The following is a 12,827-nucleotide window of genomic DNA, read 5'->3' on the forward strand; positions in this document are numbered from 1 at the left end:
CATATTCAGAACATGGCGGCATTTTAACCCCCATATTCACACTCATCAGACAAGTATGGTCGCGTTCTCCCTCCCCTTGTTGATCCTGGTCAATCGCTATTGATAAAGGAGGCGATAGCATGCCCACCCTTTTATCAGCCCTGATTGAGACAATACCAAGCCATCAGCACACGCCTATGAATGAGACCGCCCACCAAAATCTGCACTGCGATACCCAGCTCAACGTCACCTTCGGAGTCATCATCCTGACCCTGCTTATCGCCCTGATGGCCGTCAGTGTCAGCATCCGGACCTCTGCCGAGCGCAAGTACCACAAGGTGGCGGCCATGTTCGTGCACAACATGGCGACCCAGTCCATCGAGCCACAGTTCAAGTCACTGGAGCATGTCCTCAACGAAACGGGCAGTGTCATCGATGAATCAGGCCTGGATGCCTTCCTCAATGAGGGCAACACGCCCCTTGGCCTCTCCCTGATGCAAACGTTGGCGCTCACCCCCTATGTGAAGAGCATCCTGCTCGCCGATCCGCAGGGGCGGTTCAACGCCATCCCCCATCTGCCGGTCGGGGAGCACTTTGATGCCAGGGAGCGCCCCTGGTTTCTCGCGGCCGCCGTGCGAACCCTCTTCGTGCACTACACCGACCACTACACCAGCAAGTTCGATGACAAGAGCCGCAGCGTCTCCGTCTCCCGCCCCCTGCTCGACAAGGAGGGGTTCTTCCTCGGCACCCTGGCCATGAACGTGGATCTCGAGCAGATGAGCTATCCCCTGCGTCAGCTCATGAGCCCTCTCAAGGGGGAGTTCTACCTGGTCGATCGGGCGGGCGACATCCTGCTGCATTCGGATGTGGGGAATCTGTTTCGCCATCGCGTGGACCGCCGGCTCATCGAGCAGATGACCAACGGCGCCGACCACCTCTTCGATGCAAAGCGCCAGACCCACCTCTACTACTACTCCTTCTCCAACCCGGACTGGTTCGTCATCTATGCCGTCAGCGATGCCAGGTTCAAGGAGGTAAGCAGCAGCGAGTCCCACCAGCTCCAGATCACCCTGGTGGGCTGCATGCTGATCTGCCTGCTCTGCTGGTGGTCCTTGCGTCATGTGCTCAGCAAGATGATTTTCGAGATCATCGCCCTGATGCGCACCGGACGCATCCACGCGGGCAAACCAGGGGATCAGTTGCGCCAGGAGATCCAGAGCGGCCATCGCCAGATACAGGAAGCCGTGGAGGCATCCAACACCGATGCCCTCACGGGCCTGTTCAATCGCCGCTGCTTTGACAAGGCACTCGACGACCAGCTGATCGCCGGCCGCCCTTTCTGCCTGGGGTTGATCGATCTGGACAACTTCAAATCCATCAATGACACCCACGGCCACCCGGTCGGTGACGAGGTCCTGCGGGCGGTGGCCCGGGAAGGGCGGCAGATTGCAGGCCAGGAGGCCACCCTCTACCGCTACGGCGGCGAGGAGCTGGCCATCATCATTCCCGGGGAGGACAGCACCAGAGCACTGACGCTGCTCGAGCAGTGGCGCACCCAGGTGGCACAGCGACCATGGCGCGAACCGGACCTGGTGGTGACCTTCTCTGCCGGGCTGGGACTGTGGCGACAGGAGTCCGCCGAGCAACTGCTGGCGCGGGTCGATCAGGCGCTCTATCAGGCCAAGGATGCCGGCAAGAATCGGGTGCACCATGCCGACTGATCCCCTGGCACAGCGTCTGCGTCTGGCCATCGTGCTCGGGCTCCTCTTGCTGGTCGGCCTCACCGCCCTCAACCTCCTGCAGGCGGCCAGCGGCCTTCGCAAGGACAACGCGCGCAGCCTGAACCATGCCCGGGCCATGATAGAGAGCGCCATCAACGACAGTCAGTCCCTGGTCGAGGCCGCCCGCCCCCTCGCCATGGGCCGCTGTCAGGATGAGCAACTGGCCCTGCGCGACCTCATCACCGCCTCCCCTTATGCGCGGGCACTCTATGTGCTGGAGGGGCAGCAACTGCGCTGTACCACCCTGCACAGGCCCATCCTCACCCGGGATATTCCTCGCGGCCCGGCGGGCAACCAGACGCTGATCCTCGCCAGACACAGCCCCATCACCGGGCAGACCGCCATCCTCTACCGTCAGCCATCCGGCAATCGCACCCTGCTGGTGGAGCTGGACGGCTTCCACATCTTCGGCGCCTTGCAGGCCGTGATGGGAGAGGACAACCTCTTCTTCCTCCTCGGGGACCAGGCCCTCGATGGCCACGGCAGGACCCTGCCCGCAGCCCGCCTGCTGGAAGGGGGACAACGTCTGCAACAGAGCGAGCCCACCGCTCATCCCTATCGCCTGGTGGCGCTCAACGGTTACAAGGAAGTGCTGGCGTTTGCCTGGGCGTACAACCAGGAGAACCTGCTTGCCGCCCCTGTGCTGGCGCTGTTGCTGGGGCTGCTCACCTTCTATCTGAGGGGGCGCAGCGGCTCCCCCCGCAGCGAGCTTGCCAGAGCCATGGCGGCCCGGGAGTTCATCCCCCATCTGCAACCCGTGATGGACAGACAGGGGCGCCTGCGCGGTTGTGAAGTATTGATGCGCTGGCGTCATCCCACACAAGGGATGATTGCTCCCAACCACTTCATTCCCCTCGCAGAGGAGTGCGGCTACATAGTGCCGATGACCCGCCAGTTGATGGCCCAGACCCGGGATTATCTGGTCGGGGTGGCCGACAGGCTGCCCCCCGGCTTTCACGTCGCCGTCAATGTCTGCGCCCAGCACTTCAAAAATCAGGACATCGTCGCCGAGTGCCGCGACTTTATTCGCGCCTTCCCGGGCCAGGATCTGCGCCTGGTGCTCGAGGTGACGGAGCGAGAGATGGTGGATGCGGACGAGCAGACCCGCGCCATCTTCGATGCCCTGGACGAGCTGGGCGTGCTCATCGCCATCGATGACTTTGGCACCGGCCACTCCAGCCTCTGCTATCTGCAGATGTTCCATGTGGACATCATCAAAATCGATCGCAGCTTTATCAAGGGAATGAAAGAGGAAGGCCCCTCCCGCCATATCGTCGAAAACATCCTGGATCTCGCCCATCGCATGGGGCTGGCTCTGGTCGCCGAGGGGGTGGAGACCCAGGAGCAGGTCGAGATGGCACGCCACTATGGCATCGACTACCTGCAGGGCTTCTACTTCGCCAAGCCGCTGCCACCGGCCCAGTTCACTGATCTCCTGGCCAGCGCCACACGCCCGGAGCCATCCCGGCGCCATGCCGGGATGAGCCTCCTTCCCTAACGGGGGGCGACGGGCAGCCAGTACTCCATGGTGGCGTCGGGCTGCTGGCCGTCAAAGCCGGGGGCATAGCGCTCCAGTTCGAAACCGTCCAGCCCCCGGTATGCCGACTCCGGCAGCCAGTGCAGGATGAACCAGTGCAGGCTCTCCCCCAGCTGGGCAATGGGTCCTTTGTGGGTGAGCACGGCATACTCCTGAGCCGGCACGTTGAGACTCGACAGGCCGGGGGGCGTAGGCGCCGTCGTGGCCACTCCGGCCCAGTAAGGCAGCCGCTCCCCTGCCCCCGACACATCCACCACCCCCAGCCATTCCCTCGACAAGTCCAGCGCCCCCGTCTCGCGCAGCGCTCGCCAGATGGCGGGCACCGTCTTCTGAAAATCCGGTGAGGCATCGAACAACCCCCGGATCGTGCCCCTGACTCCCTGCAAGGGGAACGCTGGCAGGCTCTCTATGCGCACCTGCACCAGGTTGAGAGAGGCAGAGCGGGGGACCGCCGCCCGCACCAGGGGCGTGCGCAGCCCCAGCCGCAGGCCCCGCTTGCGATACGCCAGCGGCGAGCAGCCAAATTGCTGCTTGAAGGCGCGGCTGAAACTCACTTCCGAGCCAAACCCGTGATCCAGCGCCACATCCAGCACCCGCAGCCGGGTGGAGAGCAGCGCCTCCGCCGCCATGCTCAGCTTCAGCTCGCGCACATAGTGAGCCACCGTCTGGCCCGTCTCATGCAGGAATACCCGTTGCAACTGCCAGCGGGACCAGCAGCTCTGCCGGGCCAGCGCCTCCAGGGAGAGCGGCTGATCCAGATTGGCATGGATGTAGTCGAGCACTCGCTCGATGCGGGTGAGGTGGGCGCGCGCCTCGGGTGCCGGCTCACGGAGTGGGTGGGGAGAAGTCGGTGTCATGATGCGCTTGAGACCACGCCAGCAGAGGGCGCTCTGGCCCGGGAGGGCCACATTAAACAGGGGTGTCGCGCCGACCGCAAGGCTGGCGCACCGCCTGGCTATTCATCCCGCCTCGCTCAGGGTAGACGGCTCTGGCCATGCTCGGCAAAGTGGCTGCGAAGGGCGCTGATCACCCGCCGCACCTTCTCCGGGATCTCCCGCTGGGGGGTGATGGCATGGATCTCCATGGGAGGGGCCAAAAATCCTGGCAGCAGCACGAGTAACCGACCGTTTGCGAGATCTTCTTCTATTTCACCTTCCGGTTGCAGCGAAATCCCCTGCCCTGCCAGGGTGAACTGGCGCAGGGGCAAGACGTTGTTGCACAGCACCCTGGGCTTGGGCTTGATCTTGTGGGCCTCCCCCTTCTCGTCCAACAGCAGTATCCCGCCCCCCAGCATGTCCGAGGCCAGCCAGTCGTGGGCCAGCAGATCTGCCGGGCTGCGCGGCGTGCCCTTGCGTGCCAGATAGGCGGGCGAGGCACACAGCAGCATCCGGGTCTGACCCAGCCTGCGCGCCACCAGGGTGGAATCTTCAAGCGTGCCGACCCGCAGCGCCACGTCGATGCGATCCTTGATGAGATCCCGCTTCTCGTCGTCGGCAATGATCTGGATGCCCAGGCCCGGGTGCGCCTGCAGCAGCGGCGAGAGCGCCCGCGCCAGGGGCTGGCCGGCCATCCCCACCGGCGCGGTGATCCGCACTTCTCCGAGCAGGCTGTCGCGCACCTCCGAGAGGCGCAGCTCGGTGTCGTTCAGGGTCTGCTGCAACGACTGGCAACCCTGCCACACCACCTCCCCCGCCTCGGTCAGGCTGAGGCGGCGGGTGGAGCGGTGCAGCAGGGGCAGACCGAGCTGGCTCTCCAGTTGACTGATATGCTGGCTGACGGCGGACGGGGTCATGCCGAGGGCCTTGGCGGCACCGGTCATGCTGCCCGCCTCCACCACGGCCGCGAAGATGGCGTAGCGTCTGAGCTGATCCATTATGAAGCCCTGCTTACAAGTGAATACAATTTTAAGTGGATTATTAAATCACACTCGGGGGCGTAGGATAGCCCCATTCCCACAGTGAAGGAGAATTCCCATGAAGATTGCCCTCATCGGTGCCAGCGGTTTTGTCGGTTCAGCCATCCTCCAGGAGGCCGTCAGCCGCGGTCATCAGGTCACCGCCATCGTACGTGACGTGAGCAAGGTCGCCGCTCACCCGCAAGTCACCGCCGTGGCGGTGGACGCCCAGGACAGCCAGGCACTGGCCAGGGTGCTCAAGGGGCACGATCGGGTGATCAGTGCCTACAACCCGGGCTGGAGTGCCCCGGACATCTACGATCAGTACCTCAAGGGGGCCAGCGCCATCGTGGCCGCCGCCAACGACGCCGGGAGCTGGCTGCTGGTGGTCGGCGGTGCCGGCAGTCTGGAAATCGCCCCGGGCGTGCAGCTGGTGGACACCCCGGAGTTCCCGGCAGAGTGGAAGCAAGGGGCCCTCGCGGCCCGGGACGGTCTCACCGCCCTTCGCCGGGAAACCACCCTCGACTGGCGTTTCGTCTCCCCACCGGTGTTCCTCGAACCCGGCGAGAAGCGCGGCGGTTACCGCCTTGGCACGGATCAGGTGCTGTTCAGCGGCGAGCAGCCCGCCGGGATCACGGTCGGCGATCTGGCGGACGGGGTGCTGAACGAGGCGCAAGCACCGGCTCACCTGCGCCAGCGTTTCACCCTGGGTTATTGAGGAAAGGCGCGCCAGCAACCCTTCCCATGACAGTCACACGGAGGGAGGCGGATGCCTCCCTCCGCCTTTTCTCTCCCGCGTCTATCCCGTCACGCCAATGTCGCTCTCACCCGGTACGGCAGATCGCTGCCTGAGCCGCCCGTTGCTCGTTCCATTCGCTCAAGTCCGAATTCCATTTCGAATTTTGTATATAACTAAGAATATTTTGTTGCTTCCACCTTATAACCTCGAACAGTAGCATCACCCTCAACCCAAACGGCGCCACTCAAGAAGAGTGCGCCCCGGTTTCGCAACACCCCGCACGCCGGGGCACGCAGACCCCGTTCACGGAAAGTGAGGAGATGCCCATGACCACCCCATCATTGCCGATCATCAATCTCGCCGCCCTCAAGGGCACCCCGGCTGCACGCAGCCAGATGCTGGCGCAGCTTGGCCAGGCCGCCCGCGAAGTGGGCTTTTTCTATCTGGTGGGCCATGATCTGAGCGAATCGGCGCGCCAGGAGACCCTGGCGCTCGCCGCCCGCTTCTTCGCCCTGCCACTTGAAGAAAAACTGGCGGTGCAGATGGTCCACTCCCCCCACTTTCGCGGCTACAACCAGGTGGGGGCAGAGCTCACCCGGGCACGGCCGGATCTGCGCGAGCAGTTCGATATCATGAACGAGGCCCAGGCCCTGCCTGTGGCGCACATTCGTGAACCCTGGCAGCGCCTCATCGGCCCCAATCAGTGGCCCGCCGCCCTGCCCGAGATGAAGACACGGCTGCTGGCATGGCAGGATCGACTGAGCGACATCACCCTCACCCTGCTGGACGCCTTCGCAGAGGTGCTGGGGCAGCCCGCCGGCGTATTTGACGAGAGCATTCGCGGTGCCCCCTACCAGCACATGAAGCTCATTCACTACCCCGGACAACCGGAAGGCAGCAGTGGTCAGGGGGTAGGTGCCCACAAGGATCCCGGCTACCTGACCCTGGTGATGCAGGACGATCACTCCGGGCTCGAGGTGGAGACGGCGGATGGCTGGATCCCCGCGCCCCCCTTGCCGGGCGCCCTGGTGGTCAACATCGGCGAGCTGCTGGAGCTCGCGTCCGACGGCTACCTCAAGGCCACCCTGCACCGGGTGGTGAGCCCGCCTCCCGGGGTATCGCGCCTCTCCTGCGCCTTCTTCATGGCGGCAAGGCTGGATGCGACTGTGCCACTGCTTAGCCTCTCCCCCGAGCTGGCGGCACTGGCCGAAGGGCCCCAGAGCGATCCCGCCAACCCGCTCTTTTATCAGGTGGGGGAAAACGTGCTCAAGGGGAGGCTGCGCTCCCACCCGGATGTGGCGGCCCGCCACTATGCAGGCGAGCCGCAGCGCGAGCCAGCGCTAGTCTGACAACCCGCCACACGACATGAGAAAAGGGGCGCGATGGCGCCCCGGATAACACAAGCAGTCGGGCAACAGCCTGGCAATGACGGAGTACAAAAATGAAATTCAAGACCATGAGCGTGCACAGCGGCCAGCGGATCGATCCCCAGACCGGCGCCCTCACCACCCCGCTCTACCAGAGCAGCACCTTCAGCTACTTCAACGCCCAGGCGGGCAAGGAGCGCTTCGCAGGTCAAGCCCCCGGCTTCATCTACAGCCGCTTTGGCAACCCCACCACCGCCGAGCTGGAGCAGAAGCTGGCAGCCCTCGAAGGTGCAGATGAGGCACTGGTGGTGGCAAGCGGCATGGCGGCGGTGAGTGCCATCATGTATGCCCTGGCCGACAGCGGTGATGAAGTGGCCTATATCGGCCCCCTCTACGGCGGCACCGATGCCTTCCTCAAGCAGACCTTCAGCCGCGCCGGCATCAAGATCACCGCCTACGAGAGCGATCAGGCGCTGCTGGCCAACATCCGCCCCGCCACCAAGGTGGTACTGTTCGAAACCCTGACCAATCCCACCCTCAAGGTGGTGGATCCGCGGGTGGTGGTGGAGGCGGCCCGCAAGGTGGGCGCCATCACGGTATGTGACAACACCTTCCTCACCCCCTACCTGCTGCGCCCGCTCGAGCTTGGCATCGACATCGTCATGCACAGCGGCACCAAGTACCTGGGCGGTCACGGCGACATCATCGCCGGGGTGGTGGCGGGTCGTCATGAGCTGATGAAGTCGATTCGCACCGTGGCCCTCAAGCACATCGGCTCTCCCATCGGCCCCCAGGAGGCCTACCTGCTGCAACGGGGGGTCAAGACCCTTCCCCTGCGCATGGATGCCCACCTGCACAACGCCCAGAAGGTGGCCGAGTTCCTGGATGCCCACCCGGCGGTGAAGAAGGTGATCTACCCGGGCCTTGCCAGCCATCCGGGCCACGATGCCCTCGGCGCCTTCGCCAGCGGCTTTGGCGGCATGGTGAGCATCGAGCTGGAAGGCGGGTTTGAGCGCTGCGCCACCCTGCTCGACAACCTGCAACTCTTCGTGCAGGCGGTGAGCCTCGGCGATCTCGAGAGCCTCGCCTGCCATCCGGCCAGCACCACCCACGCAGCCATGGACGAGGCGAGCCGCCTCGCTGCCGGGGTCAATGACGATCTCATCCGCTTCAGCATCGGGGTGGAAGACGCCGACGATCTGATTGCCGATCTGGCCGCCGCCCTGGCCCTCCTCTGATATCCAGTAGCGATCCGGGGGAGTGACGCAATAAAAAAAGGTTCTTCGCGGGATCTTGGGGAAGTGGAAGTTGACAGACAGGGTGCTGGTAAACTGGCTGTCTCCAAACACACCACCACCATCACCCTGCTGTCGCCGTGCATCATATTGATATTGCCTCCTTCTGGCCAGGTTATACCGTCATCGCCCAAGCGCTTTCTGCCAACCATCACACCCTGTTTACCCTTGAGCCTCGCGCCGACCTGTTGCCCCGTTGTCGCCGATGCCTGCAACCCACGCCATTGATCCACGACCAACGTATCCGCCGGGTGCGTGAGCGAGACCTATTTGACCGACAAGTCTGGTTACAACTGCCTGTTCGCCGCGTCGACTGTCTGCGCTGTGGTCGCGTCAGTGAACATATCGACTGGCTCCCCTCTGGCTCCCGCCTCACCCGGCGCATGCAGTGCTGGATTGAAGCGCTCGTTCAGTACCTCCCCATCCGCCATGTCAGCCAGCTCACCGGGGTCGGTTGGCACACCATCAAGGAGATCGACAAGCGCCGTTTGCAGACCAGTGTGGGCACCATCGAACTTGGGGAGGTGCGGCGGCTGGTGATGGATGAGTTTGCCCTGCACAAGGGACACCGCTATGCCACCGTGATCATGGATGCCGAGCGAACCCGCGTCCTGTGGGTGGGGCACGGCAACAGCCGGGCCGCTATCCGTCCCTTCTTCGAGCAGCTCGGCGAGCGATGCCAGCAGATTGAGGCGGTGGCGATGGACATGAACACGGCGTTCGACCTGGAGGTGAAGCAACACTGCCCGCAGGCGGAGGTGGTCTACGACCTGTTCCACGTGGTGGCTCGCTATGGCCGAGAGGTGGTGGACCGGGTGCGAGTGGAGCAGGCGAATGCACTGAAAAGCGATAAACCGGCGCGAAAAGTGGTCAAAAGTGCGCGTTGGTTGCTGCTACGTAATCGGGCGAAGCTGAGTGAAAAACAGGATGTGAAGTTGCAGGAGCTGTTGGCGGCGAATCAACCGCTGGCGATGGTGTACGTGCTGAAAGAGGCGTTGAAGGGCATCTGGTATGCGCCGAGCGTGTGGGAAGGATGGCGACGATGGCGGAGCTGGATGCGGCAGGTGAAGGAAAGCGGGCTAGCGCCGCTGCAACGATTTGGTCGAAATTTATCGAAATATATGCGGGGGATCCTGGCGAGTGCAAACTACCCGATGCACACGAGTGTGCTGGAAGGGGTGAACAACAAGATCAAAGTGATAAAGCGTATGGCATATGGATTTAGGGACTCAGAATACTTTTTTCTGAAAATCAAGGCGGCCTTCCCCGGAAAGCCGCGATGAACCTAAAAAAAGGTTCTTCGCGGGATCTTGGGGAAGTGGAAGTTGACAGACAGGGTGCTGGTAAACTGGCTGTCTCCAAACACACCACCACCATCACCCTGCTGTCGCCGTGCATCATATTGATATTGCCTCCTTCTGGCCAGGTTATACCGTCATCGCCCAAGCGCTTTCTGCCAACCATCACACCCTGTTTACCCTTGAGCCTCGCGCCGACCTGTTGCCCCGTTGTCGCCGATGCCTGCAACCCACGCCATTGATCCACGACCAACGTATCCGCCGGGTGCGTGAGCGAGACCTATTTGACCGACAAGTCTGGTTACAACTGCCTGTTCGCCGCGTCGACTGTCTGCGCTGTGGTCGCGTCAGTGAACATATCGACTGGCTCCCCTCTGGCTCCCGCCTCACCCGGCGCATGCAGTGCTGGATTGAAGCGCTCGTTCAGTACCTCCCCATCCGCCATGTCAGCCAGCTCACCGGGGTCGGTTGGCACACCATCAAGGAGATCGACAAGCGCCGTTTGCAGACCAGTGTGGGCACCATCGAACTTGGGGAGGTGCGGCGGCTGGTGATGGATGAGTTTGCCCTGCACAAGGGACACCGCTATGCCACCGTGATCATGGATGCCGAGCGAACCCGCGTCCTGTGGGTGGGGCACGGCAACAGCCGGGCCGCTATCCGTCCCTTCTTCGAGCAGCTCGGCGAGCGATGCCAGCAGATTGAGGCGGTGGCGATGGACATGAACACGGCGTTCGACCTGGAGGTGAAGCAACACTGCCCGCAGGCGGAGGTGGTCTACGACCTGTTCCACGTGGTGGCTCGCTATGGCCGAGAGGTGGTGGACCGGGTGCGAGTGGAGCAGGCGAATGCACTGAAAAGCGATAAACCGGCGCGAAAAGTGGTCAAAAGTGCGCGTTGGTTGCTGCTACGTAATCGGGCGAAGCTGAGTGAAAAACAGGATGTGAAGTTGCAGGAGCTGTTGGCGGCGAATCAACCGCTGGCGATGGTGTACGTGCTGAAAGAGGCGTTGAAGGGCATCTGGTATGCGCCGAGCGTGTGGGAAGGATGGCGACGATGGCGGAGCTGGATGCGGCAGGTGAAGGAAAGCGGGCTAGCGCCGCTGCAACGATTTGGTCGAAATTTATCGAAATATATGCGGGGGATCCTGGCGAGTGCAAACTACCCGATGCACACGAGTGTGCTGGAAGGGGTGAACAACAAGATCAAAGTGATAAAGCGTATGGCATATGGATTTAGGGACTCAGAATACTTTTTTCTGAAAATCAAGGCGGCCTTCCCCGGAAAGCCGCGATGAACCTAAAAAAAGGGAAGGCAATGCCTTCCCTTTCTCTTTTCTGCCCGGCGCCCTCATCAGGCGTCGTGGTAATCCTGGCAGGCGCTCAGGGTGTTCTCCATCAGGCTGGCGACCGTCATGGGGCCCACGCCCCCCGGTACCGGCGTGATGAAGGCTGCGTGATTGCGCGCGGTCTCATACTCCACATCTCCCACCAGGGAGCCGTCCGCAAGGCGGTTGATGCCCACGTCGATCACCAGGGCACCGGGTTTGACCCACTCCCCCGGAATGAAGTTGGGCTTGCCCACCGCCACGACCAGCAAGTCGGCCCGGCGCACCTGGGTCTCCAGATCCTGGGTGAAACGGTGACAGGTGGTGGTGGTGCAACCGGCCAGCAGCAGCTCCAGCGTCATGGGGCGCCCCACGATGTTGGAAGCCCCGACCACCACCGCATGCAGACCATGGGTCTTGACGCCGGTGGTCTCGATCAGGGTCATGATCCCCTTGGGGGTGCAGGGTCGCAGCGCCGGGATGCGCTGGGCCAGACGACCCACGTTGTAGGGATGGAAGCCATCAACGTCCTTGTCGGGACGAATGCGCTCCAGCACCTGGGTGGTATCGCAGTGAGCCGGCAAGGGCAACTGCACCAGGATGCCGTCCACTTCAGGATCCTCGTTGAGCTGGTCGATCAGGGACAGCAGCTCCGCTTGTGTCGCCGTGGCGCTGAGGTCATAGGAGCGGGAAACAAATCCCACCTCTTCACAAGCGCGACGTTTGCTGCCCACATAGACTTGGGAGGCCGGATCCAGCCCCACCAGGATCACCGCCAGACCCGGTGCCCGTTTCCCCTGCGCCAACCGCTGTTGGACTTGCGCGGCGACCTGATTGCGAATCGTTTGCGCAACCTGTTTTCCATCAATGATTTTGGCAGACATCGTTCTTCACTCACCATGTGTTCAACTGCGGCGCATTGTCGCATTTTTTTGGCGCGGGTGTTAGCGGCTCTCGCAGGGAGGGCAATAAGTAGGCACTTGAATTTACTGGTGGAAAAAGTCGTTGACGCTGACTTTGGCGCTTGGGTATGATGCCCGCCCGTTGCCCAGTGGTGCCGCCGAAGGTATGCTGGATGGCGAATTTTCGGTGATTAGCGCAGCCCGGTAGCGCATCTGGTTTGGGACCAGAGGGTCAAAGGTTCGAATCCTTTATCACCGACCAGGTTCATCGGGAAATCCCCGGATTTCTTGATACAACGCGCCCTTAGCTCAGTCGGATAGAGCAACGGCCTTCTAAGCCGTGGGTCGCAGGTTCGAATCCTGCAGGGCGCGCCATCGATACAGATGAGTTTGATTGCTGTATCGAAGGCAGATTTCAGTGGTGGCTGTAGCTCAGTTGGTAGAGTCCCGGATTGTGATTCCGGTTGTCGTGGGTTCGAGCCCCATCAGCCACCCCATTATTCCCCTCCAGGCTGGGATCAGCCTGATGAGACAGCAGCACGCTGTCTGTTTGGACCGGCCACTGGCCGGTCTTTTTGTTTCTGCGCTGCCCGCTTTTTGCTGCAACGCCCCCACCCCATCCTCTGGCGCTCGGTGCCCTGCTCAGGACGCAGTCCGGACCGCCGTCACAAAAATGGGGTTTTCTGCCCCGCTCAAGACAAGCCCTCC

General features: G+C 62.6%; 10 protein-coding genes and 3 tRNA genes. 10 read left to right on the top strand and 3 right to left on the bottom strand.

Annotated elements, in window-relative coordinates; genetic code table 11:
* Positions 1-176: 176 nt before the first annotated feature.
* Positions 177-1,700: a sensor domain-containing diguanylate cyclase gene (locus I6L32_RS18615; protein ID WP_216944329.1), complete on the top strand. Its 1,524-nt coding sequence runs from the start codon at positions 177-179 to the stop codon at positions 1,698-1,700.
* Complete coding sequence (locus I6L32_RS18620; protein ID WP_202007486.1) at positions 1,690-3,258, top strand: cyclic diguanylate phosphodiesterase; 1,569 nt, start codon at positions 1,690-1,692, stop codon at positions 3,256-3,258. The genes I6L32_RS18615 and I6L32_RS18620 overlap by 11 nt, the downstream gene beginning before the upstream one ends.
* On the opposite strand, the gene I6L32_RS18625 is transcribed toward I6L32_RS18620, so the two are convergent.
* Positions 3,255-4,154: an AraC family transcriptional regulator gene (locus I6L32_RS18625; RefSeq protein WP_216944330.1), complete on the bottom strand. Its 900-nt coding sequence runs from the start codon at positions 4,152-4,154 to the stop codon at positions 3,255-3,257. The genes I6L32_RS18620 and I6L32_RS18625 overlap by 4 nt on opposite strands.
* Before the next feature lie 116 nt (positions 4,155-4,270).
* Positions 4,271-5,170 carry a LysR family transcriptional regulator gene (locus tag I6L32_RS18630; RefSeq protein ID WP_216944331.1) on the bottom strand — a complete coding sequence of 300 codons (900 nt, stop codon included), beginning with the start codon at positions 5,168-5,170 and terminating at the stop codon, positions 4,271-4,273.
* A 100-nt stretch (positions 5,171-5,270) separates the two neighbouring features.
* On the opposite strand from I6L32_RS18630, the gene I6L32_RS18635 reads away from it, so the two are divergent.
* The 5 genes from I6L32_RS18635 (at position 5,271) to I6L32_RS18655 (ending at position 11,187) form a co-directional block, all read left to right on the top strand.
* Positions 5,271-5,909 (top strand): NAD(P)-dependent oxidoreductase, encoded by a 639-nt coding sequence (locus I6L32_RS18635; RefSeq protein WP_102948527.1) that lies wholly within the window; start codon positions 5,271-5,273, stop codon positions 5,907-5,909.
* A 347-nt stretch (positions 5,910-6,256) separates the two neighbouring features.
* Positions 6,257-7,279, top strand: a complete 1,023-nt coding sequence (locus I6L32_RS18640) for an isopenicillin N synthase family oxygenase (RefSeq protein ID WP_216944332.1) — start codon at positions 6,257-6,259, stop codon at positions 7,277-7,279.
* A 92-nt stretch (positions 7,280-7,371) separates the two neighbouring features.
* The gene (locus I6L32_RS18645; RefSeq protein ID WP_042863960.1) at positions 7,372-8,535 is read left to right on the top strand and encodes a PLP-dependent aspartate aminotransferase family protein; all 1,164 of its coding nucleotides are present in this window, start codon (positions 7,372-7,374) and stop codon (positions 8,533-8,535) included.
* Positions 8,536-8,672: 137 nt separating this feature from the next.
* The gene (locus tag I6L32_RS18650) at positions 8,673-9,875 is read left to right on the top strand and encodes an ISL3-like element ISAeme19 family transposase (protein WP_084865641.1); all 1,203 of its coding nucleotides are present in this window, start codon (positions 8,673-8,675) and stop codon (positions 9,873-9,875) included.
* 109 nt (positions 9,876-9,984) lie between these two features.
* Positions 9,985-11,187: an ISL3-like element ISAeme19 family transposase gene (locus tag I6L32_RS18655; RefSeq protein WP_084865641.1), complete on the top strand. Its 1,203-nt coding sequence runs from the start codon at positions 9,985-9,987 to the stop codon at positions 11,185-11,187.
* Positions 11,188-11,243: 56 nt separating this feature from the next.
* Here I6L32_RS18655 and folD read toward each other — a convergent pair whose 3' ends face one another.
* Positions 11,244-12,101 (bottom strand): bifunctional methylenetetrahydrofolate dehydrogenase/methenyltetrahydrofolate cyclohydrolase FolD, encoded by an 858-nt coding sequence (gene folD / locus I6L32_RS18660; protein WP_010674955.1) that lies wholly within the window; start codon positions 12,099-12,101, stop codon positions 11,244-11,246.
* Positions 12,102-12,304: 203 nt separating this feature from the next.
* On the opposite strand from folD, the gene I6L32_RS18665 reads away from it, so the two are divergent.
* The 3 genes from I6L32_RS18665 to I6L32_RS18675 all read left to right on the top strand — a co-directional run bounded on the left by I6L32_RS18665 (position 12,305) and on the right by I6L32_RS18675 (position 12,616).
* Positions 12,305-12,381: transfer RNA gene (locus I6L32_RS18665), tRNA-Pro, on the top strand.
* Positions 12,382-12,417: 36 nt separating this feature from the next.
* Positions 12,418-12,494, top strand: a tRNA-Arg gene (locus tag I6L32_RS18670).
* Between the two features lie 46 nt (positions 12,495-12,540).
* Positions 12,541-12,616, top strand: a tRNA-His gene (locus I6L32_RS18675).
* Positions 12,617-12,827: the final 211 nt, after the last annotated feature.

This window comes from Aeromonas sp. FDAARGOS 1402, assembly GCF_019046925.1.
GTDB lineage: Bacteria > Pseudomonadota > Gammaproteobacteria > Enterobacterales > Aeromonadaceae > Aeromonas > Aeromonas caviae.